Genomic DNA, 20,635 nt, shown 5'->3' with positions numbered 1-20,635 from the left:
CTGGAGTCTGCGTAGGAAGGCCGATGATCGCCTGCCCGGCGCGCCAGGGCTAGCCCGACCGTCGGTTTTGAATGTGAAAAAGTATGAGTCGACAGCCATCCGACAGGAGAGAAGAGCTGGCTGGTGATGCTAAAGTGATGGCAAGGCCTGGGAGTCGAACATGCCAAGAATCATCCCTTTCATTTACCTGCTGCTGGCTGCTCTTTTCCTGACGCCCGTGCCGGCTTGGGCGCGGGACTGCATCGGTATGGTGCCGGCTGGCACATCGGCGTTCTGGAGCGAGCTGGAGGCCGGCGCGAGACGCGCCGCTGACGATCTGCAATTGGAACTCTATACGCGCGGCCCGACCCAGGAGGGCCGCGTCGAGGTGCAGTTGCAACTGATAGATCGCGTGCTTGCACAGGGCTGCAAGGCGCTGATCATTGCCCCGGCTGGTGATGCCATCGATACCCGGATAGTGGCCTTGCGTGACGAAGGTATTCACACCGTCTATGTCGACCGCGGCGTTGCGGGAGATGGCGCTTATGCGCTGGTGGCGACCGACAACTTCCTCGCAGGTCAGTTGGCCGGGCAACAACTGGCCGAGCGTCTCGGGCAGGGTGGCAGGGTCGGGTTGTTGCGTTTGCGTCCCGGGCTGCAATCGACCGAGGAACGTGAGCGCGGCTTTCTGCTGGCGGCACAGGCGTCAGGGCTGCAGGTGGTGTTCGATACCTATCTGGGGGATGACCGCCAGCGCATCGCCGAGGCCCTGAGCGAGCAGTTGCCCAGGATCGACGGCCTGTTCAGCCCCAATGGCACCAACAGCCGGGCGACACTGGCGGCCCTGCGCCAGTTGGGCAAGGCCGGTACCGTGGACTTCGTCGGCTTCGATGGAGGCGAACTGCTGTTCGATGCCGTGAGACAAGGACAGATTCACGCCCTGTTGCTTCAGCAACCGCAGGCCATGGGCGATCATGCGGTGCGTCTGGTGCATCGGGCCCTGAGTGGCGAACGCGCCATTCCACGCCTGCAGCTGTTGCTCGAGCCACGGGTAATGACCGCCAGGGAATTGGCCGATATGACCGCGCCGCAACAGCCTTGGTGATGGGCAGAGCGCGGGTTTATGATCCTTGTCCTGGCCGCCCTGAATTCGCTGTAGGGCGCGCTCTAGACGGTGGCGTGCAATGAACCTGAAGTACCTGCTCGCAGCTCTGTTGTTCTGCAGTTTTTGCGTCAACGTGACGGCGGCCGAGTTGCGGCTGTATACCGAAGACTATCGACCTTTCAGCTATCTCGAGAATGGCAAGCCGAGTGGCATGGCTGTGGCGGTGGTCGAAGAGTTGATCCGCCGTACCGGTGAGCTGGCGCGCATCGAACTGGTGCCCTGGACACGCGGCTATCACCAGGTTCGTCATCAGGCCGACACGGCGTTGTTTTTCACCGTGCGCACGGTGCAGCGCGAAGCCGAGTTTCAGTGGGTCGGGCCGATCGCACGAGGCTATACGCGCTTCTACACGCACAAGAAGGATGCCGGGCTGCGAGTCACCAGTCTGGACGACGTGCGCCAGCTCGGCACCCTTGCGGTGCCCAAGCAGTGGTACAGCTACGAACTGCTGCGTGAACAGGAGCTGGATAACCTGTATGGCGTGCCGACGCCTCAGGACATGCTGCGCATGTTTCGCCATGGCCGGGTCAAGCTGCTGCTGGCCAACAACCTGACCCTCGACGGCATGCTTGCCGAACAGGGCATGAATGCCGGGCAACTGCAGGCGCAGTTCGACCTGATGCCCAATGACTCCTATATCGCCTTTTCCCTGCAGACGGATGCCGCTCGTGTCGCGCGATGGCAGCAGGCGCTGCAGCAGATGCGTCATGACGGCAGCCTGGAGCGGATCTATCGACACTGGTTTCCGACGGCCGATGAGCGGACATTGGTCGATTTGCTGCGCCTCGAGTGAAGTGGCTGCATGGCGCTCCACGTCTTGCTAGGCTGCAAGCGGGAGGGGCGGTGATGGCCAAGTGTATTAAGCAATGGCTGTGTGTCCTGCTGGTGGTGTTGTGCGCTCCGGTGGAAGCTCAGTTGCGTCTGCTCACCGAGGATGCGCCGCCAATGAGCTTCTTGCGCGAGGGCGAGCCCAGCGGTTTCTCCATCGAGGTGGTCAGAGCATTACTGGCGCGCACCGGCGACAGCGGCCAGATCGAACTGATGCCCTGGACGCGAGCATTGCATCTGGCTCAACAGGATGAAGATGTCGCGCTGTTTTCCACCGTGCGCACTCCTGAGCGCGAGAACAGGTTTCAGTGGGTCGGGCCCATCGTGGTCGGCACCACCAGCTTCTATTCGCTCAAGTCGCGCGACCTGGTCATCGACACCTTGGAGCAGGCCGCGGCCAGCGGGCCACTAGCGCTGCCCAAGCAGTGGTACACCTTCGAGACCCTCAGCGCGAGGGGCTTTACCAACCTCTACGGCGTGCCCAGTTCGAAACAGATGGTGACCATGCTCAAGCATGGCCGGGTCAACCTGATTGCTACCGAAGACCTGACCCTGGCTGGCGAGCTGGCTGCTGTCGATCTCAAACCGCAGGACGTCACCGCGCACGTGCCGTTCATGCGCTCGGCCTATTACATCGCCTTCTCCCCGCAGACTTCGGTGGTGCGTGTGGTGCGCTGGCAGCGCGCGTTGCAGCAGATGCATGAGGACGGCAGCCTCGCAGCGATCCTCAGGCGTTGGCTGCCGCATGCGCCGATGCCGCCCATCGCTCCGTAGCGCCTTGCGTGGTGACTGGTTAACCTGAGCGCTGAAACCCACCGAGTCCGATGTTGTGACAGCGCTGGCAGCAGCGGCGAAGCGATCAGCCAGGTCCACTCGACGATCTTCTGCTGGCCCTGCCGATATTGGGCAGCCTGCAACTGCGGGCGGATATCCGTAGCTTCTGCGACAGCCTCGGGCTGTTGCTGGAGGCGGGCATGCCGGTGCTCGATGCCTTGCCGCGTGCCTGCAATGCCGTGACCAATGCACGGCTGCGGCGGGATTTCGCCAACCTGGCGCCACGGGTTACGGCTGGGCAGTCGTTGGTGCGGGCCTTCGATGGGCTGAGTTTTCATGGTAAAGCCATGCTCATCGGCGTGCTCAATACCGGCGAAGCGACCGGCCGACCAGGCGAGGCGCTGCTGCGTTTCGCCCGCCTGCAGGCGCAGCAGTTGGCTGCGAGCCAACAGGCCTTGGCGAGCTGGGCGCCGCGTCTGTTCTATCTGGCCGTCGCCGTGTGGATGGCGTACGGCCTGCTGAGCGGTGGCGGTTTCTTCCCGGCGCTGCCGGCGGAGCTGGCTGGCCGATAATTTGCTGGTTATCGACCACGGCGGCCGTTTGAAAGCTGGCAGCAAGTGCCTTGCGCTAGCATTCGTCACGTCTACGCCATTACTAAAAAGAGAAAAAAGCGATTCAACCGACTTTGGAATACGCCCCATGCCCATCCTGCAACGTGCATCTCATCATGAGCTACGCAGTGCCTTTCGTGCCCTGCTGGCTTCCGACCGCTGCTACCACACGGCTTCGGTATTCGACCCCATGTCCGCCCGCATCGCCGCTGATCTCGACTTCGAGGTCGGTATCCTCGGTGGCTCCGTCGCCTCCCTGCAGGTACTCGGTGCGCCGGACTTCGCCCTGATCACTCTCAGCGAATTCGTCGAGCAGGCCGCGCGCATCGGCCGCGTCTCGCGTTTGCCGGTGATCGCCGATGCCGACCACGGCTACGGCAATGCGCTCAATGTGATGCGCACCGTGGTCGAGCTGGAACGCGCCGGCGTCGCCGCGCTGACCATCGAGGACACCCTGCTGCCGGCCCAGTTCGGTCGCAAGTCCACCGACCTGATCTCCATCGAGGAAGGCGTCGGCAAGATCCTCGCTGCGCTGGAGGCGCGTATCGATCCGGAGCTCTCGATCATCGCCCGTACCCACGCGGGGGTGCTGGAGGTGGACGAAGTGATCCGCCGCACTCGCGCCTATGAGGCTGCCGGCGCCGACGGCATCTGCCTGGTCGGGATCAAGGATTTCGCCCACCTGGAGCAGATCGCCGCAGGCCTCAAGGTGCCGTTGATGCTGGTCACCTACGGCAACCCCGAACTGCGCGACAACCAACGCCTGGCGCGCCTGGGCGTGCGCATCGTGGTTAACGGCCATGCTGCCTACTTCGCCGCGATCAAGGCCACCTACGACTGCTTGCGTGAGCAGCGCGGTGCCCAGCCGTGCGACCTCAACGCCACCGAGCTGACGCACAAGTACAGCATGCCCGAGGATTACATCCTCTGGGCCAAGGAGTTCATGGAAGTGCGCGAATAACGACCAGCAGCACTTGCACTTCGTATTTCTCGGGCGCATATCTGTCCAGAGAGTGCGAGGAAACAGAGCATGGCAGGCGGATGGGCAAGTGACGACGCAGTACAGGAGCAGATCGACAGCAGCATCGAGGATGCCGTCGCGCGTGCTCGCAGCCAGCTGCCGAAGGGCGAGAGCCTGCGCCATTGCGAAGAGTGCGATGCAATCATTCCCGAGGCTCGGCGTCAGGCGATTCCTGGCGTGCGCCTGTGCGTCAACTGTCAGGCCGAGCACGACCGGGAGAACGCCGCCTACAGCGGCTACAACCGTCGCGGTAGCAAGGACAGCCAGTTGCGCTGAGCAAGCGGTACGGCACCTATTCGAGTCCTGATGGTCCAGTGCTACTAGACCGTGACTCAGGAAGAGGTGCCTGCATGACGATTTTCGAAGCCCTACGCATCAGCCACGATATCCAGCGCGAACTGGCGCAGAAACTGATCGCCAACCAGGGCGACAGCGCCGAACGCCACGCTTTGTTCTCTCAGCTCAAGCAGGAGCTGGCCGTGCACTCGGTGGCCGAAGAACGCCATTTCTATATTCCCCTGATGCAGCAGGATGCGGGCGTGGATCTGTCGCGCCACGCGATGGCCGAGCATCACCAGATGGACGAAATGATCGAGAACCTGGAGGAACCGACCCCAGCAGCCCGAGTTGGCTGGCGCAAGCCAAGGCCCTTGCGGAAAAGGTCGAGCATCATCTCAAGGAAGAAGAACGCACCTTCTTCCAGATGGCCGGCAAGCTGCTTCGCGACAAGGAGAAGCAGCAACTGGCGGGTGACTACCTCAACGCCTACGACGAGATGAAGCAGGCGTCCTGAATGAGCTAGCCTCAATGGCAACGGCGGGTTTCACCCGCCCTACACATGGCCGTAGGGCGGGTGAAACCCGCCACAGCCAACTCCGCAACAAGGACGTTGCCATGTCTGACTACCGCCGCGCCGCTGTTCCTGGCGGCACCTATTTCTTCACGCTTGTCACTGAGCGGCGTCAGCCGATCCTCACTGATCCCGATATCCGCCAGGCTTTGCGCGAAGCCATCGAAACGGTGCGTCTTACCCAGCCCTTCGTCATCGACGCCTGGGTATTACTGCCCGATCATCTGCATGCCATCTGGCGCTTGCCGCCCGGTGATGCGGACTTTTCCAATCGCTGGCGCCTGATCAAGCGGCATGTCACGCATGCGTGTGGCAGCCGCTATAACCGCTCGGATTTGTTGAGCCACCGACGTCAGACGAAGGGCCAGGGCACGCTCTGGCAGCAGCGCTTCTGGGAGCATCTGATCCGCGATGAGCGCGACTACGCCCGCCATTTCGACTACCTGCACGGCAATCCGCTCAAGCATGGGCTGGTGACGCGGGTACGGGATTGGCCTTGGTCGTCGTTTCACCGTTGGGTGAAGCAGGGCATTTACCCCGTCGATTGGGGCGGGGATGCGAGCCTTGATGAGCTGGGTGTCGGGGAATAAACCGGAGAATGAATTGGCGGGTTGCACCCGCCCTACAGGTTTGTGCAGGCGGGCAATCACCTCCCCCGTAGGGCGGGTGCAAGCCGCCAAGGATGTCAAAACAAACCAGGCGGTTTGCGCAGGCGGGGCAATCGCCGCTCCCGTAGGGCGGGTGAAACCCGCCATTGTCGTCTCAGCCTGCGATGTCAGAACAGGAAATAACGCTGCGCCATCGGTAGCACTTCGGCCGGCTCGCACCAGAGCAACTGGCCGTCGGCCTTGACCTGGTAGTTCTGCGGATCGACCTCGATATTCGGCAGGTAGCCGTTGTGGATCAGGTCGGTCTTCTGCACCTCGCGGCAACCTTTGACCACACCGATTTTCTTCTTCAGACCGAGCTGCTGCGGCACCCCGGCGTCGAACGCCGCCTGGCTGATAAAGGTGATGCTGGTGGCATGGCGGCTGCCGGCGTAGCTGGCGAACATCGGTCGGTAGTGCACCGGTTGTGGCGTCGGGATCGAGGCGTTGGCGTCGCCCATCAGGCTGGCGGCGATGGCGCCACCCTTGAGGATCAGCGTCGGCTTCACGCCGAAGAAGGCCGGGCGCCAGAGCACCAGGTCTGCCCACTTGCCTACTTCGATCGAGCCCACTTCATGGCTGATACCGTGGGTGATCGCCGGGTTGATGGTGTACTTGGCGATGTAGCGCTTGGCGCGGAAGTTGTCGTTGCCGGGCGCGTCCTCGGGCAGCGCGCCGCGCTGCTTCTTCATCTTGTCGGCGGTCTGCCAGGTACGGGTGATCACCTCGCCGACACGGCCCATGGCCTGGCTGTCGGAGCTGATCATGGAGAACGCGCCGAGGTCATGCAGGATGTCCTCGGCGGCGATGGTCTCGCGGCGGATACGCGATTCTGCGAAGGCCACGTCCTCGGCGATGCTCGGGTCGAGGTGATGGCAGACCATGAGCATGTCCAGGTGCTCGTCGATGGTGTTCTTGGTGAACGGCCGGGTCGGGTTGGTCGAGGACGGCAGAACGTTGGGGAAGCCGCAGGCCTTGATGATGTCCGGCGCGTGGCCGCCGCCGGCACCCTCGGTGTGATAGGTGTGGATGGTGCGGCCCTTGAACGCGCCGAGGGTGGTTTCGACGAAGCCGGACTCGTTCAGCGTGTCGGTGTGGATCGCCACCTGCACGTCGTACTGGTCGGCCACGGAGAGGCAGTTGTCGATGGCGGCCGGGGTGGTGCCCCAGTCCTCGTGCAGCTTTAGGCCGATGGCGCCGGCCTTGACCTGCTCGATCAGCGGCTTGGGCAGCGAGGCGTTGCCTTTGCCGGTAAAGCCCAGGTTCATCGGGAAGGCATCGGCGGCCTGCAGCATGCGCGCCATGTGCCACGGTCCGGAAGTACAGGTGGTGGCGTTGGTGCCGGTGGCCGGTCCCGTGCCGCCACCGATCATGGTGGTCACCCCGCTCATCAGCGCCTCTTCGATCTGTTGCGGGCAGATGAAGTGGATGTGGGTATCGATGCCGCCAGCGGTGAGGATCATGCCTTCACCGGCGATCACTTCGGTGCCGGCGCCGATGGCGATGGTCACGTCCGGCTGGATATCCGGGTTGCCGGCCTTGCCGATGGCTTTGATGCGCCCGTCCTTGAGGCCGACGTCGGCCTTGACGATGCCCCAGTGGTCGATGATCAGGGCGTTGGTGATCAGGGTGTCGACCACATCGGCGGCGCACAGTTGGCCCTGGCCCATGCCGTCACGGATCACCTTGCCGCCGCCGAATTTCACTTCTTCGCCGTAGGTGGTGAAGTCCTTCTCCACTTCGATCCACAGATCGGTATCGGCCAGGCGCACCTTGTCGCCGACGGTGGGGCCGAACATGTCGGCGTAGGCTTGTCTGCTGATTTTCATATTCGCTTCCCTAGTGGCGCGAAGGCTGGCGCGTGTTTGTCTGTCAGAGGATGAGGCGCTGCGGTTCTTCTGTAGGAGCGGCTTTAGCCGCGAAATCGTTATCGCGGCTAAAGCCGCTCCTACACGATTCACCTCAATCCAGGTCGCCCATAACCCGGCCGGCGAAGCCGAACACTCGGCGCGCACCGGCCAGATCGACCAGTTCCACTTCACGGCTCTGACCCGGCTCGAAGCGCACGGCAGTACCGGCCGGGATATTCAGGCGCATACCGCGAGTACTGGCGCGGTCGAACAGCAGGGCGTCATTGGTTTCGAAGAAGTGGTAGTGCGAGCCGACCTGGATCGGTCGGTCGCCGCAGTTGGCCACGGAAAGGGTCAGGGTACGGCGACCGGCATTGAGCTCGATCTCGCCGTCGGCAATCTGGTATTCGCCGGGAATCATGGGGTGCTCACTCCAGAATCAATTGCATGAAAGTCAGATCCAGCCAACGGCCGAACTTGCGGCCGACCTGGGGCATCTGTCCGGTGGTGACGAAGCCGAGGCGCTGGTGCAGGCGGATCGAGGCGACATTTTCCGACTCGATGGCGGCGACCATGACGTGCAGGTTGGCGATGCGGGCGCGTTCGATCAGCGCCTGCATTAGTATCGGGCCGAGGCCCTGGCCGCGTTGGTCGGCGCGCACGTAGACCGAGTGTTCGACGGTCTGACGAAAACCTTCGATGGTGCGCCAGGTGCCGTAGCTGGCGTAGCCGACTACCTCGCCGGCGGCGTCATGTGCGACCAGTACCGGGAAGCCGGCCGCCGTGCGCTCGGCCAGCCAGGCGCGGCGGTTGGCGAGATCCACCAGGGTCTCGTTCCAGATCGCCGTGGTGTGCTGCACCGCATCGTTGTAAATGGCGAGAATGCCGGGCAGGTCGGCTTCGCCGGCATTCACTATGTCGAAATTCATGGTTCAGGCGATCGGCTGGTGCACGGTCACCAGTTTGGTGCCGTCAGGGAAGGTGGCTTCGATCTGGATCTCCGGGATCATCTCCGGCACACCCTCCATCACCTGATCGCGGCTCAGCAGGGTGGTGCCGAAATGCATCAGTTCGGCGACTGTCTGGCCGTCGCGCGCGCCTTCGAGCAGGGCGGCAGAGATGTAAGCCATGGCCTCCGGGTAATTCAGCTTGACCCCACGCGCCAGGCGGCGCTCGGCCACCAGGCCGGCGGTGAAGATCAGCAGCTTGTCTTTTTCTCTTGGTGACAAATCCATGACGGCTCCAGTCTTGGAGCGGCAAGGCTGTGCCTTGTCCGCAATAGTGCTTCGGTCGCTGGGTGGAACGCGGCGTGCGCTGTTCCACTCTGGCGTGGCTGTACTGCAATTTGTAGGAGCCGGCTTGCCGGCGATCAGGCCTCTGTCGATCGCCGGCAAGCCGGCTCCTACATGTCCGTTGTGCTCATGTGCTCCAGATTCGCGGCGGCACTGCTTCGCGCCCCAGCAGCGCCGGGCGCAGCAGGCGCCAGAGTTCGATCAACCAGGCGCGCGCCTTGAGCGCTTCGCTGGCCAGGCAGCGCGCGACCAGCAGGCCCGCGAGCTGGCTGAGGTCGCCGCGTACACCGTCGATCTTCAGCTCCCGGCAGCGCTCCAGCAAATCACTGTCTACATCGGCGCTGATCAGCAGAGTGGCAAACACCGGCTGGCCGTTGAGGCCGATAGGTGAATCGAGCAGACCGTCGCCACCGGCAACACGCTGGCGTTCGTGCCAGAGCAGCTTGCCGTCACGGTGGACGTCCAGCGCGGCCTCAAAGTGACCGCTGGCAAAACGCTCGTCGGCAGCGGGGCGGCCGAGGGCGACGATATCCCAGTAGAACAGGCGAGCGTCGCCGTGCAGGTCGATCTGCGTGTGCAGTTCGGCCTGGGCTCCGGCATAGATGATGGTTTCCTGCGGCAGCCATTCAAGGGTCGCGCCGGCGTCGACGCGCAGGTGCAGATTCTGATGGGCGACGCCCGCGGCGCGATACCACTTGGCTGCGCCTGGGCTGGTGAGTTGCACCCAGGTGTTTTCGCCAGCGTGGGCCGAGATATCCAGAACGTCGCCGCCGGCGATGCCGCCGGGCGGGTGGACGATGATGTGCTGGCACACCTCCGGGCCTTCGGCATACAGGTGCTTCTGCACTCTTAGTGGGCCTAGGTGGCGTCTCTGCACTGGTGTGGTGCGTTCGCCGTGGCGCGCGTAGGCCAGCTCCAGCTCGGCAGGCCAGCGTGGTGTGAACAGGGCGGCAGGCAGATTCATGTTGAGGCAGCGGTTCCGCAGGATAGTTGACCGAGTGGGCAAGCAAGAGGCGTGCCCTGAACCAATTCGGTGCGCATTACGCTGTTTGCGGCGGTGGCCAGTCGCACTGCCGTATCTGGCTCTGCCTTCTCGCGGCTGGCCAGCTCTAGAGTGGGGCGTCGATTCGTGCGGAGTGCTCATGTTCACTTTTATCGCCTTTGCCGCCGGGTTGGTGCGCGGCTATAGCGGCTTCGGTTTCGCCATGTTGATGGCGCTCGGACTGATGCTGCGACTGCCGCCTGCGGAAGCGGTGCCGGTGGCGCTGATTCTCGATGTGGCCTGCAGCGTGACACTGTGGCCGGCGGCGCTGCGTGTCGTGCATGGGCGCGTGCTGGGGCGTCTGTTGGTCGGCATGCTGCTGGCGGTGCCGCTGGGTGCCTGGCTGTTGCTGTGGTTGCCTGCCCACATCATGGCGCCGCTGGTGGCGGTGCTCTGTTTATGCGGGGGCATGCTGGTGTTATGGCGGCCGTCCGTTGCCACACCGGTGGGTCAGAGCATGGCCTGGTTGGCGGGCCTGGCATCAGGGCTGGCGACTACCATGGCTTCGGCTGGCGGCCCGCCCTTGATGATCTACCTGCTGCGCAGTGGCCTCGATGCACGCCAGTTGCGCGGTACGGCGGTGCTGTTCTTTCTGGCCAGCAGTGGCGCTGCGCTAATCGGACTGGGCCTTGCGGGTGTGCTGAACGGCGCGCTGTGGCGGCTGGCGCTGGAGCTGGCATTGCCGGCGCTGGCCGGTAACCTGCTCGGCCAGTGGCTGCATCCGCGCTGGCAGCCGTTGTCGTTGCGGGTGCTGGTCGGTGGTTTGCTGGTGCTGCTGTCGGTGGGGAGTCTGTTGCGGGTGTTGTGCGTGTAGGGCAGGGGCATCACCAGACACGGGTGGTCTGGCGGGTTGCACCCGCCCTACGGTGAGCTACGACCTTCAATCGCGGTCGACGGCGAAGGGCGACCAGGCCTGGCGGCTCGGCATGATTTCCAGACGGTTGATGTTGATATGGTCCGGCAGGGTGGCGACGTAGAAGATCTGCTCGGCGATGTCCTCGGCGGTCAGCGGCGTGGTGCTGCCGTACAGCGCGTCGGAGGCAGCCTGGTTGCCCTTGGTGCGCACCAGGGTGAATTCGGTTTCGGCCATGCCCGGCGCGATGTCGGTGACGCGCACGCCGGTGGATACCAGGTCGCAGCGCAGGTTGAAGCTGAACTGTTTGACGAAGGCCTTGCTGGCGCCATAGACGTGGCCGCCCGGGTAGGGCCATTCGCCGGCCACCGAGCCGATGTTGATGATGCTGGTGCCCTTGCCGATTTCCAGCAGCTTGGGCAGTACCGCATGGGTGACGTTGACCAGGCCGGTGATGTTAGTGTCGATCATGGTGTGCCAGTCTTGCAGGGCAACCTTCTGCGCGGCCTCCGGGGCCAGCGCCAGACCGGCGTTGTTGACCAGCACGTCGATGCGATCGAAGGGCGCTTGCAGGCCGTCGACCAGCGCTTTCACCGCAGGCGCATCGCGCACGTCGAGCGCGGCGATGTGCACCGGTACCTTGTCCTGCAGCTCGGCCTTCAATTCTTCCAGGCGCTCCAGGCGTCGGCCGCTGAGTACCAGGGTCCAGCCGGCCTCGGCGAAGCGTCGTGCCGTGGCGCGGCCGAAACCGGATGTCGCGCCTGTGATGAATGCCACCTTGCTCATGGATAACCTCGTTTCGTTACTAGCGGTTGGCTCGCCGGCTGCGTGCCGGCGAGGGTCATGCGGACAGTTCGAGGAACTTGCGCACGCGTTCGGTTTCCGGGTTGGTGAAGAACTTCTCCGGGGCGGATTTCTCGATCAACAGGCCCTTTTCCAGGAACACCACCTGATCCGACACCGCGCGGGCGAATTCCATTTCGTGGGTGACCACGATCATGGTGTAGCCCTCGCTGGAGAGGTTCTTCATCACCGTCAGCACTTCGCCGACTCGCTCCGGGTCGAGTGCCGAAGTCGGCTCGTCGAACAGGATCACCTCGGGGCTCATGGCCAGGGCGCGGGCAATCGCCACGCGCTGCTTCTGCCCGCCGGAGAGGGTGTAGGGAAAGGCTTCGGCCTTCTGTTCCATGCCGACCTTTTCCAGCAGCGTCTGGGCGATGGCGCGGGCTTCGTCCTTGCGCATCTTCTTCACCTGCATCGGCGCTTCCATGACGTTCTGCAGCACGTTCAGGTGCGGCCACAGGTTGAAGCTCTGGAACACCATGCCGGTCTTGGCGCGGATCGCTGCCAGGTCGCGGTTATTCATGCGCTTGCCCTGGGCGTCGACGCCGATGCGCTGGCCGGCGATGTGAATACTGCCGCGATCCGGCTCTTCGAGCCAGTTGATGCAGCGCAGCAGGGTGGATTTGCCCGAACCGGAGGAGCCCAGCACGCTGACCACTTCGCCCTTGTTCACGGTCAACGAGATGTCGCGCAGCACTTCGACACCGTCGAAGCTCTTGGAAAGATTGTCGATCTGTACCGCAGGGATGTCAGGCATGTTCGAAACCTCGTTTGGCGCCGAACCGGCTCGCCCACTTGAGCGCCAGTTCCAGGCAGATGCTGATGATCCAGTACAGGGCGATGACCACGATGAACGCCTCGCTGGGGATGAAGTAGGTGGCCTGCACCGAGTTGGCCGCAGCGGTCAGTTCCTGCACGGTGATGATGGTGAGAAAGGCGGTGTCCTTCAGCGCGTACCCGCGTGCTGCCCAAGCGCGGCATCTGGGCGCGGGCCGACGAGATCCTGGTGACCCTCGGTTCGCAGAACGCCCTGTACCTGCTGGCCAGCCTGCTGATGGCGCGCGGGGTGCGCGTCGGCATGGAGAACCCTGGCTTTCGCGATGCGGCGAGCATCTTCGACATTCACGGCGCCAAGGTACACCTGCAGGATGTCGACGATCAGGGTCTGGTGGTGGACCGGCGACTGGATGACTGCCAGTACCTCTATGTGACGCCGGGGCACCAGGTGCCCACCGGCGTGGCGATGAGCGCGGCGCGGCGCGAACAGCTGCTGAGGCTGATTCGTGAGCACGACCAGGTGCTGATCGAGGACGACTACGATGCCGAATTCAACCTCGACAACCACCCACTGCCGGCGCTCAAGGCCAGCGACAGCAGCGGCCGGGTGATCTATCTGAGCAGCCTGTCCAAGGCCTTTTCGCCGGGGCTGCGGATCGGCTACATGGTCGCCGACGCTGAGCTGATCGACGAGCTCCGCGCCCTGCGCCGGCTGATGTACCGACATCCGCCGCTGAACAACCAGCGCATGCTCGCCGACTTCCTCGCCCAGGGGCATTACGACGCGCACCTGCGGCGTTTTCGCGAGGAACATTGCCGCCGCCGCGTGCTGCTTTACCAGGCGCTGCGCAGCGACCTGAGCGACTGCCAGCCGATGGGCAGCCCTGGTGCCAGCGCCTGCTGGCTGGCGGCGCCTGCGGGCATCGACACTCAGCGCCTGGCCTGGGCGGCGGCGCAGCAGAGCGTGTTGATCGAATCCGGGGCGCAGTTCTTCCTGGGTGATGGCGAGGCGCCGAAGAACTTCATGCGCCTGGGGTTCCACGCCATCGATGCCGAACGCATTCGGCCGGGCGTGCAGAAGCTGGGGGAGGTGCTGGCGGGGTTGTGATCGCTTGTCTCCCCTCTCCCGCTTGCGGGAGAGGGGCGGGGGAGAGGGTTTGCCGGCGACTCCTATCTGCCGTACTTGCCCTCTCCCCAACCCTCTCCACTAGGCGTGCCCCCAATAAATGGGAGAGGGGGCTGTCTGCGGCCCGGACAGAGTCAGGCAAAACGCGGTGCGAACAGGGCGAACACCTCGTCGAAGATCGCCAGCGCCTCGTTTACCTGCGCGGCGTTGACGATGCACGGCGGCACCACATGGATGCGGTTCTCCACCACGAAGCTGAGCAGCCCGCGCGCGGTCAACGCCGCCTTCATTTCCTGCATCACCGGCGCCGGCATCGGCGTCTTCTTCTGCACATCGCTGACGAATTCCAGTGCCCAGAACAGGCCGACACCACGCGCCTCGTCGATCATCGGGTAGCGTTCGGCCAGTTTCTTCAGGCCCGGGCCGAGCACTTGTGCGCCGATATTACGGGCGTTCTCCACCATGCCTTCTTCGCTCATCGCATCCAGCGTGGCGACGATGGCGGCCATGGCCAGCGGGTGGCCTGAGTAGGTCAGCCCGCCGGGGAAGAAGTGGTTGTCGAAGTGCTCGCAGATCGGCTTGGAAATCATCACTCCACCGGCCGGCACATAGCCGGAGTTGACGCCCTTGGCGAAGACGATCAGGTCCGGCACCACGTCGAAATGCTCCAGCGCCAGCCAGCTGCCGGTACGGCCGAAACCGGCCATCACTTCATCGAGGATGAGCAGAATGCCGAACTCGTCGGCCAGCTTGCGTACGCCCTGCATGTAGCCCTTGGGCGGCACCAGAATGCCGGCGGTGCCGGGAATGCTCTCCAGCAGAATGGCGGCGATGGCGCCCGGCCCCTCACATTCGATGACCCGGCGCAGGTGCTGCAGGGCACGCGCGCATTCTTCTTCTTCGTTCGCCGCATTGAACTCGCTGCGGTACAGGTAGGGGTTGAAGAAGTGCACATGGCCACGGGCGTATTCGTTGGGCACGCGGCGTGGATCACCTGTGGCAACGATGGCCGCGCCGGTGCTGCCATGGTAGGACCGGTAGGCGGAGAGAATCTTGTCGCGGCCGGTGTACAGGCGCGCCATGCGCATGGCGTTCTCGTTGGCATCGGCCCCGGCGTTGGTGAAGAACACCTTGGAGAAACCGGCCGGCGCGCGGGCGAGGATGCGCTTGGCCGCTTCGCCACGCATCAGGTTGGCGGTGGCCGGGGCGATGGTCACCAGGCTACCGGCCTGTTCCTGAATGGCGGCGATCACCTTGGGGTGCTGGTGGCCGATATTGGTGTTGACCAGTTGGCTGCTGAAGTCGAGGTAGCGTTTGCCGTCGTAGTCCCACAGGGTGCAGCCCTCGCCGCCGGCAATCACCAGCGGGTTGAGGGCGCCCTGGGTCGACCAGGAGTGGAAGACGTGCTGGCGATCCAGATCGTGGACGTACTGGTTGCTGATCGGTGTGCTCATGATGACCTCGGGCTGGCCGTTGCGGATGGTTGCACCTTAGGAACAAAGCGGTCGTTGGCCGTAGAGCCAGATGCTGGAAGTGGCCGGGTCAGCGCGTCTGGCTCGCCGACGTCGGGTAACTGTCCCTAGGCGCTTGGTATGTACAGGCTAGGCTGGAGGCATCCGTTTTCAGGAGTGAAACCATGGCCCACGCATTCGAAATCAACACCGCCCCGCTGGTGTCCACTGAGGGCCTGAACAGCGCCGCGATCGCCCAGGCGCGTATCGACCTGGCCGCCTGCTTTCGCATGGCTGCACGCCTCGGCATGGGCGAGGGCATCTGCAACCACTTTTCCGTGGTGGTGCCCGGGCGGCCCGAGCTGTTTCTGGTCAACCCTTATGGCCTGGCCTTCGCCGAGGTTACAGCGTCCTCACTGCTGGTCTGCGATTTCGACGGGCGCGTGGTGCTGGGCGATGGCCGCCCGGAGGCCACGGCGTTCTTTATCCATGCCCAGTTGCACCGCCTCAACCCGCGCGCCACGGCGGCGTTCCACACCCATATGCCCAACGCCACGGCACTGTGCATGCTGGAGGGCGAGCGCATCGCCCGCGCGGCAGGTGATGCCGATGTGGTGATGCTGAAGAACCATGGCCCTTTGGTGCTGGGGCTAAGTATTGCCGAAGCCTGGGACGACCTCTACTACCTGGAGCGCGCCGCCGAGGTGCAGCTCAAGGCCATGGCCAGCGGTCGGCCGCTGAAGGTCGTGGCACCGGCGATTGCCAGTGCGGCGTGCCGGCAGATGCTGCAGGGCAACGCCGAAAGCGCGCATCTGCATCTGGAGAGCGTGAAACGCCAGTTGCTGCGCGAGGGTTCGGATTTCGCCGGGTGATGCCTGTAGGAGTCCGCTTGCGGGCGATCCGTCGTTTCGGCCAACGGATCGCCGGCAAGCCGGCTCCTACAAGGCGGGATCAGATTTGTAGGGTGGGCCGGGCGGCGATCCGTTTCAGCCCACCAATTGATGCTCCCTGGATGGATCAGGCGGGTTACACCCGCCCTACGTTCCGCATCAGATCGCCACCAACCCGCGCACGCCTTCGGCTTCCATGTTCTCGCCACGGCCCTGCTGGACGATCTCACCACGGCTCATCACCAGATACTGGTCGGCCAGCTCGGCAGCGAAGTCGTAGAACTGCTCGACCAGCAGGATGGCCATGTCGCCACGCTCCGCTAATTTACGGATCACCGCGCCGATCTCCTTGATCACCGAGGGCTGGATACCTTCGGTGGGTTCGTCGAGGATCAACAGGCGCGGCTGGCTGGCCAGGGCGCGACCGATGGCCAGCTGTTGCTGCTGGCCACCGGACAGGTCGCCGCCACGGCGATGCTTCATCTCGCGCAGCACCGGGAACAGCTCGTAGATGAATTCCGGCACGGCCTTGGCCTGGCTGCCGGGGAAGCGCGACAGGCCCATCAGCAGGTTCTCTTCCACCGTCAGGCGGCCGAAGATTTCGCGTCCCTGTGGCACGTAGGCGATGCCGGCGTGTACGCGCTGGTGAGGTTTGAAAGCGGTGATGGGTTTACCTTCCCATTGCACGCTACCGTCCTTGGCCGGAATCAGGCCCATCAGGCACTTGAGTAACGTGGTCTTGCCCACACCGTTGCGGCCAAGCAGGCAGGTGACCTCGCCGACCTTCACGTCAAACGACAGGCCACGGAGGATGTGGCTGCCGCCGTAATACTGGTGGAGTTGTTGGACTTGCAGCATATCGATGTCCTTAAGCATGCGGTGCGCGCGGCGCACCCTACGGAGCGCCAGCCTTCTCCCCTCTACCGCTTGCGGGAGAGGGGCCGGGGGGAGAGGGGCTTTTCAGCGACCCAGATAAACCTCGATCACCCGCTCGTCGTTCTGTACCTGCTCCAGCGAGCCTTCGGCCAGTACGCTGCCCTGGTGCAGCACGGTGACATGGTCGGCGATGGAGCCGACGAAGCCCATGTCGTGCTCGACCACCATCAGCGAGTGCTTGCGTGCCAGCGACTTGAACAGCTCGGCGGTGAACTCGGTCTCGGCGTCGGTCATGCCTGCCACTGGTTCGTCGAGCAGCAGCAGATGCGGCTCCTGCATCAGCAGCATGCCGATCTCCAAGAACTGCTTCTGGCCATGGGAGAGCAAACCGGCGGGACGATTGCGAGACGTCTCCAGGCGAATGGTATTGAGCACCTCTTCGATGCGATCCTTCTGCTCGCCGCTGAGTCTGGCGCGCAGGCTGGCCCATACCGACTTGTTGGTCTTCTGTGCCAGCTCCAGGTTTTCGAACACCGTCAGCGCTTCGAACACCGTCGGCTTCTGGAACTTGCGGCCGATGCCGGCCTGGGCGATCTGCACTTCGCTCATGGCAGTCAGGTCGTACTGCTCGCCGAAGTAGGCCACGCCGTTGTCCGGGCGGGTCTTGCCGGTGATCACGTCCATCATGGTGGTCTTGCCGGCGCCGTTGGGACCGATGATGCAGCGCAGCTCACCGACGCCGATGTACAGGGTCAGGTTGGTCAGCGCCTTGAAGCCATCGAAGCTGACGTTGATATCTTCCAGCGTAAGGATGGTGCCATGGCGGACGTTGACGCCCTTGCCGACGTTCTTGCCGGTGTCCAGCGCCAGGCCGGTAGGGTCGAAGGCGGCTTCGAGCATGGTCTCGGGCAGGGGAGTGGCTCTCATTGATCCTTCTCCTTCTTCAGCAGGCCGATCACTCCCTTGGGTAGAAAGAGGGTGACGACGATAAACAGCGCGCCCAGGGCGAACAGCCAGTATTCCGGGAAGGCCACGGTGAACCAGCTCTTCATGCCATTGACCAGGCCGGCGCCAAGCAGCGGGCCGATCAGCGTGCCGCGACCGCCCAGGGCGACCCATACGGCAGCTTCGATGGACTGCGTCGGCGCCATTTCGCTGGGGTTGATGATGCCCACCTGCGGCACGTATAGCGCGCCGGCCAGGCCGCACAGCACTGCACTCAATACCCAGATGAACAGCTTGTAGCCGCGTGGGTCGTAGCCGCAGAACAGCAGGCGGTTCTCGGCGTCACGCAGGGCCGTGAGCACCCGGCCGAACTTGCTGCGTGCCAGGCGAAAGCCCAGGTACAGGCTGCCCACCAGCAACACCACGGTGGCGAAGAACAGCGCCGCGCGAGTGCTCTGCGCTGTGATGTCGAAGCCGAGGATGCGGGTGAAGCCGGTAAAGCCGTTGTTGCCGCCGAAGCCGGTTTCGTTGCGGAAGAACAGGAGCATGCCGGCGAAGGTCAGCGCCTGGGTCATGATCGAGAAGTACACGCCCTTGATCCGCGAGCGGAAGGCGAAGAAGCCGAACACCAGCGCCAGCAGACCGGGCGCCAGCACCACCAGGCACATGGCCCAGAGGAAGCTGGAGGTGCCGTACCAGTACCAGGGCAGCTCGCTCCAGGCGAGGAAGCTCATAAAGGCCGGCAGGCCGTCACCGGCACTCTGGCGCATCAGGTACATGCCCATGGCGTAGCCGCCGAGGGCGAAGAACAGGCCGTGGCCCAGCGACAGCATGCCGGCGTAGCCCCAGACCAGGTCCAGCGCCAGGGCGACGATGGCGTAGCAGAGGATCTTGCCCACCAGGGTCAGCGAATAGGCCGAGACGTGCAGGGCATGGTCGGCCGGCAACAGGTGCAGCAGTGGCATGGCCAGCAGCACGGCCAGCACCAGCAGGCCGATGGCCAGCGAAACCTGAGGGCCGAGCTTGGCGCTGGCACGGGCCAGCAGCGTTTGATTTATCGCATTCATCAGTCGATCACTCGTCCTTTAAGCCCGCAGGGCGGGTGCAACCCGCCGCTGCAGTGATGGCGTTCGGTCTGTCTGGCGGGTTTCACCCGCCCTACGCCCGTTGGCGCAATAACGGTCGCTGGTCATCAGTCGATCACCCGTCCTTTGAGAGCGAAAAGGCCTTGCGGGCGTTTCTGGATGAACAGGATGATCAGCGCGAGGATGAGGATCTTGCCGAGCACCGCACCGATCTGCGGTTCTAGGAACTTGTTCACCACGCCCAGGCCGAAGGCGGCCAGCACGCTACCGGCCAGTTGGCCGACGCCGCCGAGTACCACCACCAGGAAGGAGTCGATGATGTAGCTCTGACCGAGGTCCGGGCCGACGTTGCCGATCTGGCTCAGGGCCACGCCGCCGAGGCCGGCGATGCCCGAACCGAGACCGAAGGCCAGCATGTCCACGCGTCCGGTGGGCACGCCGCAGCAGGCGGCCATATTGCGGTTCTGCGTCACCGCGCGCACGTTCAGGCCCAGGCGCGTCTTGTTCAGCAGCAGCCAGGTCAGAACCACGACGAACAAGGCGAAGCCGATAATGACGATGCGGTTGTAGGGCAGCACCAGGTTCGGCAGCACCTGCATGCCGCCGGACAACCAGGCCGGGTTGGCCACTTCGACGTTCTGTGCGCCGAAGGTGACGCGTACCAGTTGAATCAGGATCAGGCTGATGCCCCAGGTGGCCAGCAGGGTTTCCAGCGGCCGGCCATAGAGGTGGCGGATCACCGTGCGCTCCAGCGCCATGCCGATGCAGGCCGTGACCAGAAAGGCGATCGGCAACGCGGCCAGTGGGTAGAGCGTGAGGTATTCGGGCGCCAGGCGCTGGAAGCTCAGCTGCACCACGTAGGTGGTGTAGGCGCCCAGCATCAGCATTTCGCCGTGGGCCATGTTGATCACCCCGAGCAGGCCGAAGGTGATGGCCAGACCGAGGGCGGCGAGCAGCAGAATCGAACCCAGCGACAGGCCACTGAAGGCCTGGCCGAGCAGTTCGCCGATCAGCAGTTTGTTCTTCACTTGAGCCAGGCTCTGCTCGGCAGCGGCGCGCACGGTGGCATCGCTTTCTTCGCCATCGAGCAGGCTTTGCAGGCGGGTGCGGGCCAGCGGGTCGCCGGTCTTGCCCAGACGCTCCACGGCAGCCAGGCGCACGGCCGGGTCGCTGGCCTCCAGCTGCAGGTTGGCCAGGGCCAGGGTGATGGCGTCACGCACGTTCTCGTCGGCTTCCATGCTCAGGCGGCTTTCCAGCAAGGGCAGCAACGCTGGCGGCGTGTTGCGTTGCAGTTGCTTGGCGGCAGCGAGGCGTACGGCAGCGTCGTCATCGAGCATTTGATGGCTGGCCACGGCGAAGGTGACCAAGCCGCGCAGGCGGTTGTTCAGGCGCAGTTTGCGTGGCGTGCCGTTGGCTTCGGCGTCGCCATCAGCGGCTTGCCAGGTGCCGTCCTGTTCGATGAAGGCGCGTTTGTCGGCATCGCTGCCGACGCGGCCCTGCTGCAGAGCTTGCAGCAGTGGCATGCGTTCGGTGCTGGGCGTGGCGGCCCAGTCCTGCAGCAGTTTGGCCTGTTTGCTGGCGTTGGCAGCGACGAAATCGTCGGCCTCGCCAGCCTGCGCCGCCAGTGGCAGCAACAGCAGCAGGCTCAGGAGAATCCGGGTAAGGGCAGTGGGCATAAGGGGGTCCTTGATGGCCTGTAGGAGCCCGCTTGCGGGCGATCAGGGTGATCG

The 20,635-nt window shown here is 64.1% G+C and carries 23 protein-coding genes and 1 pseudogene; 11 read left to right on the top strand and 13 right to left on the bottom strand.

Annotated features, from left to right (window positions below; all coding sequences use genetic code 11):
* The first annotated feature begins 160 nt into the window (after positions 1–160).
* The 8 genes and pseudogenes from PSOLE_RS10735 to PSOLE_RS10700 all read left to right on the top strand — a co-directional run bounded on the left by PSOLE_RS10735 (position 161) and on the right by PSOLE_RS10700 (position 5,818).
* The gene (locus tag PSOLE_RS10735; RefSeq protein WP_004425181.1) at positions 161–1,084 is read left to right on the top strand and encodes a substrate-binding domain-containing protein; all 924 of its coding nucleotides are present in this window, start codon (positions 161–163) and stop codon (positions 1,082–1,084) included.
* Between the two features lie 79 nt (positions 1,085–1,163).
* Entirely contained in the window at positions 1,164–1,937 is a 774-nt protein-coding gene (locus PSOLE_RS10730; RefSeq protein ID WP_004425179.1) for a substrate-binding periplasmic protein, read from the top strand.
* Positions 1,938–1,990: 53 nt separating this feature from the next.
* Positions 1,991–2,746, top strand: coding sequence for a substrate-binding periplasmic protein (locus PSOLE_RS10725; protein ID WP_074856189.1), 756 nt, complete (start codon positions 1,991–1,993; stop codon positions 2,744–2,746).
* Positions 2,747–2,874: 128 nt separating this feature from the next.
* Positions 2,875–3,318, top strand: coding sequence for a type II secretion system F family protein (locus tag PSOLE_RS10720; RefSeq protein ID WP_244597244.1), 444 nt, complete (start codon positions 2,875–2,877; stop codon positions 3,316–3,318).
* Positions 3,319–3,454: 136 nt separating this feature from the next.
* The gene (locus PSOLE_RS10715) at positions 3,455–4,318 is read left to right on the top strand and encodes an isocitrate lyase/PEP mutase family protein (RefSeq protein WP_088339316.1); all 864 of its coding nucleotides are present in this window, start codon (positions 3,455–3,457) and stop codon (positions 4,316–4,318) included.
* 69 nt (positions 4,319–4,387) lie between these two features.
* On the top strand, positions 4,388–4,654 hold the full coding sequence (locus PSOLE_RS10710) for a DksA/TraR family C4-type zinc finger protein (RefSeq protein WP_004425171.1): 267 nt from the start codon (positions 4,388–4,390) through the stop codon (positions 4,652–4,654).
* Between the two features lie 74 nt (positions 4,655–4,728).
* Positions 4,729–5,171, top strand: a pseudogene (locus PSOLE_RS10705) (hemerythrin domain-containing protein).
* Between the two features lie 101 nt (positions 5,172–5,272).
* A complete protein-coding gene (locus PSOLE_RS10700) occupies positions 5,273–5,818 on the top strand; it encodes an REP-associated tyrosine transposase (RefSeq protein WP_074856187.1) in 546 nt (181 codons plus the stop codon).
* 185 nt (positions 5,819–6,003) lie between these two features.
* Here the strand turns inward: PSOLE_RS10700 and ureC are convergent, their stop codons facing one another.
* From ureC to PSOLE_RS10675, 5 genes are all read right to left on the bottom strand, one after another.
* Positions 6,004–7,704, bottom strand: coding sequence for an urease subunit alpha (gene ureC, locus PSOLE_RS10695; protein ID WP_074856185.1), 1,701 nt, complete (start codon positions 7,702–7,704; stop codon positions 6,004–6,006).
* Positions 7,705–7,837: 133 nt separating this feature from the next.
* Positions 7,838–8,146, bottom strand: a complete 309-nt coding sequence (locus PSOLE_RS10690) for an urease subunit beta (RefSeq protein ID WP_074856184.1) — start codon at positions 8,144–8,146, stop codon at positions 7,838–7,840.
* A 7-nt stretch (positions 8,147–8,153) separates the two neighbouring features.
* Entirely contained in the window at positions 8,154–8,654 is a 501-nt protein-coding gene (locus PSOLE_RS10685) for a GNAT family N-acetyltransferase (RefSeq protein WP_004425164.1), read from the bottom strand.
* Between the two features lie 3 nt (positions 8,655–8,657).
* On the bottom strand, positions 8,658–8,960 hold the full coding sequence (gene ureA, locus PSOLE_RS10680) for an urease subunit gamma (RefSeq protein ID WP_017678731.1): 303 nt from the start codon (positions 8,958–8,960) through the stop codon (positions 8,658–8,660).
* 184 nt (positions 8,961–9,144) lie between these two features.
* Positions 9,145–9,981: an urease accessory protein UreD gene (locus PSOLE_RS10675; protein WP_074856182.1), complete on the bottom strand. Its 837-nt coding sequence runs from the start codon at positions 9,979–9,981 to the stop codon at positions 9,145–9,147.
* Positions 9,982–10,159: 178 nt separating this feature from the next.
* On the opposite strand from PSOLE_RS10675, the gene PSOLE_RS10670 reads away from it, so the two are divergent.
* Positions 10,160–10,873, top strand: coding sequence for a sulfite exporter TauE/SafE family protein (locus PSOLE_RS10670; RefSeq protein WP_074856180.1), 714 nt, complete (start codon positions 10,160–10,162; stop codon positions 10,871–10,873).
* A 66-nt stretch (positions 10,874–10,939) separates the two neighbouring features.
* Here PSOLE_RS10670 and PSOLE_RS10665 read toward each other — a convergent pair whose 3' ends face one another.
* The 3 genes from PSOLE_RS10665 to PSOLE_RS10655 are packed head-to-tail and all read right to left on the bottom strand — an operon-like array spanning position 10,940 to position 12,672.
* Positions 10,940–11,698 carry an SDR family NAD(P)-dependent oxidoreductase gene (locus tag PSOLE_RS10665; RefSeq protein ID WP_074856178.1) on the bottom strand — a complete coding sequence of 253 codons (759 nt, stop codon included), beginning with the start codon at positions 11,696–11,698 and terminating at the stop codon, positions 10,940–10,942.
* Between the two features lie 55 nt (positions 11,699–11,753).
* A complete protein-coding gene (locus PSOLE_RS10660) occupies positions 11,754–12,512 on the bottom strand; it encodes an amino acid ABC transporter ATP-binding protein (RefSeq protein ID WP_074856176.1) in 759 nt (252 codons plus the stop codon).
* Positions 12,505–12,672 carry a hypothetical protein gene (locus PSOLE_RS10655; protein WP_211098120.1) on the bottom strand — a complete coding sequence of 56 codons (168 nt, stop codon included), beginning with the start codon at positions 12,670–12,672 and terminating at the stop codon, positions 12,505–12,507. Before PSOLE_RS10655 ends, PSOLE_RS10660 begins: the two co-directional genes overlap by 8 nt.
* A 44-nt stretch (positions 12,673–12,716) precedes the next feature.
* On the opposite strand from PSOLE_RS10655, the gene PSOLE_RS10650 reads away from it, so the two are divergent.
* Positions 12,717–13,640, top strand: a complete 924-nt coding sequence (locus PSOLE_RS10650; protein ID WP_244597245.1) for an aminotransferase-like domain-containing protein — start codon at positions 12,717–12,719, stop codon at positions 13,638–13,640.
* Positions 13,641–13,792: 152 nt separating this feature from the next.
* Here the strand turns inward: PSOLE_RS10650 and PSOLE_RS10645 are convergent, their stop codons facing one another.
* Positions 13,793–15,112 carry an aspartate aminotransferase family protein gene (locus PSOLE_RS10645; protein WP_074856173.1) on the bottom strand — a complete coding sequence of 440 codons (1,320 nt, stop codon included), beginning with the start codon at positions 15,110–15,112 and terminating at the stop codon, positions 13,793–13,795.
* Positions 15,113–15,294: 182 nt separating this feature from the next.
* Here PSOLE_RS10645 and PSOLE_RS10640 point away from each other — a divergent pair, with 182 nt between their 5' ends.
* Positions 15,295–15,981, top strand: a complete 687-nt coding sequence (locus tag PSOLE_RS10640) for a class II aldolase/adducin family protein (protein ID WP_074856171.1) — start codon at positions 15,295–15,297, stop codon at positions 15,979–15,981.
* A gap of 177 nt (positions 15,982–16,158) precedes the next feature.
* On the opposite strand, the gene urtE is transcribed toward PSOLE_RS10640, so the two are convergent.
* The 4 genes from urtE to urtB form a co-directional block, all read right to left on the bottom strand.
* Positions 16,159–16,857 (bottom strand): urea ABC transporter ATP-binding subunit UrtE, encoded by a 699-nt coding sequence (gene urtE, locus PSOLE_RS10635; protein WP_074856169.1) that lies wholly within the window; start codon positions 16,855–16,857, stop codon positions 16,159–16,161.
* A gap of 102 nt (positions 16,858–16,959) precedes the next feature.
* Positions 16,960–17,802, bottom strand: a complete 843-nt coding sequence (gene urtD / locus PSOLE_RS10630; RefSeq protein WP_074856167.1) for an urea ABC transporter ATP-binding protein UrtD — start codon at positions 17,800–17,802, stop codon at positions 16,960–16,962.
* On the bottom strand, positions 17,799–18,887 hold the full coding sequence (urtC, locus tag PSOLE_RS10625) for an urea ABC transporter permease subunit UrtC (RefSeq protein WP_074856165.1): 1,089 nt from the start codon (positions 18,885–18,887) through the stop codon (positions 17,799–17,801). Before urtC ends, urtD begins: the two co-directional genes overlap by 4 nt.
* 125 nt (positions 18,888–19,012) lie before the next feature.
* Positions 19,013–20,581, bottom strand: coding sequence for an urea ABC transporter permease subunit UrtB (gene urtB / locus PSOLE_RS10620; RefSeq protein ID WP_074856162.1), 1,569 nt, complete (start codon positions 20,579–20,581; stop codon positions 19,013–19,015).
* Positions 20,582–20,635: the final 54 nt, after the last annotated feature.

The sequence above is a fragment of the Pseudomonas oleovorans subsp. oleovorans genome, assembly GCF_002197815.1.
GTDB classification, from domain to species: domain Bacteria; phylum Pseudomonadota; class Gammaproteobacteria; order Pseudomonadales; family Pseudomonadaceae; genus Aquipseudomonas; species Aquipseudomonas oleovorans.
The sequence above is the reverse complement of the archived record's forward strand: the minus strand, read 5'-3'. Positions and strand labels throughout refer to the sequence as shown.

Excerpts from the sequence above, each read along its gene's own strand:
- PSOLE_RS10735 (WP_004425181.1), top strand. The coding sequence starts at position 161 with ATGCCAAGAATCATCCCTTTCATTTACCTGCTGCTGGCTGCTCTTTTC.
- PSOLE_RS10730 (WP_004425179.1), top strand. The coding sequence starts at position 1,164 with ATGAACCTGAAGTACCTGCTCGCAGCTCTGTTGTTCTGCAGTTTTTGC.
- PSOLE_RS10725 (WP_074856189.1), top strand. The coding sequence starts at position 1,991 with ATGGCCAAGTGTATTAAGCAATGGCTGTGTGTCCTGCTGGTGGTGTTG.
- PSOLE_RS10710 (WP_004425171.1), top strand. The coding sequence starts at position 4,388 with ATGGCAGGCGGATGGGCAAGTGACGACGCAGTACAGGAGCAGATCGAC.
- PSOLE_RS10700 (WP_074856187.1), top strand. The coding sequence starts at position 5,273 with ATGTCTGACTACCGCCGCGCCGCTGTTCCTGGCGGCACCTATTTCTTC.
- ureC (WP_074856185.1), bottom strand. The coding sequence starts at position 7,704 with ATGAAAATCAGCAGACAAGCCTACGCCGACATGTTCGGCCCCACCGTC.
- PSOLE_RS10690 (WP_074856184.1), bottom strand. The coding sequence starts at position 8,146 with ATGATTCCCGGCGAATACCAGATTGCCGACGGCGAGATCGAGCTCAAT.
- PSOLE_RS10685 (WP_004425164.1), bottom strand. The coding sequence starts at position 8,654 with ATGAATTTCGACATAGTGAATGCCGGCGAAGCCGACCTGCCCGGCATT.
- ureA (WP_017678731.1), bottom strand. The coding sequence starts at position 8,960 with ATGGATTTGTCACCAAGAGAAAAAGACAAGCTGCTGATCTTCACCGCC.
- PSOLE_RS10675 (WP_074856182.1), bottom strand. The coding sequence starts at position 9,981 with ATGAATCTGCCTGCCGCCCTGTTCACACCACGCTGGCCTGCCGAGCTG.
- PSOLE_RS10670 (WP_074856180.1), top strand. The coding sequence starts at position 10,160 with ATGTTCACTTTTATCGCCTTTGCCGCCGGGTTGGTGCGCGGCTATAGC.
- PSOLE_RS10665 (WP_074856178.1), bottom strand. The coding sequence starts at position 11,698 with ATGAGCAAGGTGGCATTCATCACAGGCGCGACATCCGGTTTCGGCCGC.
- PSOLE_RS10660 (WP_074856176.1), bottom strand. The coding sequence starts at position 12,512 with ATGCCTGACATCCCTGCGGTACAGATCGACAATCTTTCCAAGAGCTTC.
- PSOLE_RS10645 (WP_074856173.1), bottom strand. The coding sequence starts at position 15,112 with ATGAGCACACCGATCAGCAACCAGTACGTCCACGATCTGGATCGCCAG.
- PSOLE_RS10640 (WP_074856171.1), top strand. The coding sequence starts at position 15,295 with ATGGCCCACGCATTCGAAATCAACACCGCCCCGCTGGTGTCCACTGAG.
- urtE (WP_074856169.1), bottom strand. The coding sequence starts at position 16,857 with ATGCTGCAAGTCCAACAACTCCACCAGTATTACGGCGGCAGCCACATC.
- urtD (WP_074856167.1), bottom strand. The coding sequence starts at position 17,802 with ATGAGAGCCACTCCCCTGCCCGAGACCATGCTCGAAGCCGCCTTCGAC.
- urtC (WP_074856165.1), bottom strand. The coding sequence starts at position 18,887 with ATGAATGCGATAAATCAAACGCTGCTGGCCCGTGCCAGCGCCAAGCTC.
- urtB (WP_074856162.1), bottom strand. The coding sequence starts at position 20,581 with ATGCCCACTGCCCTTACCCGGATTCTCCTGAGCCTGCTGCTGTTGCTG.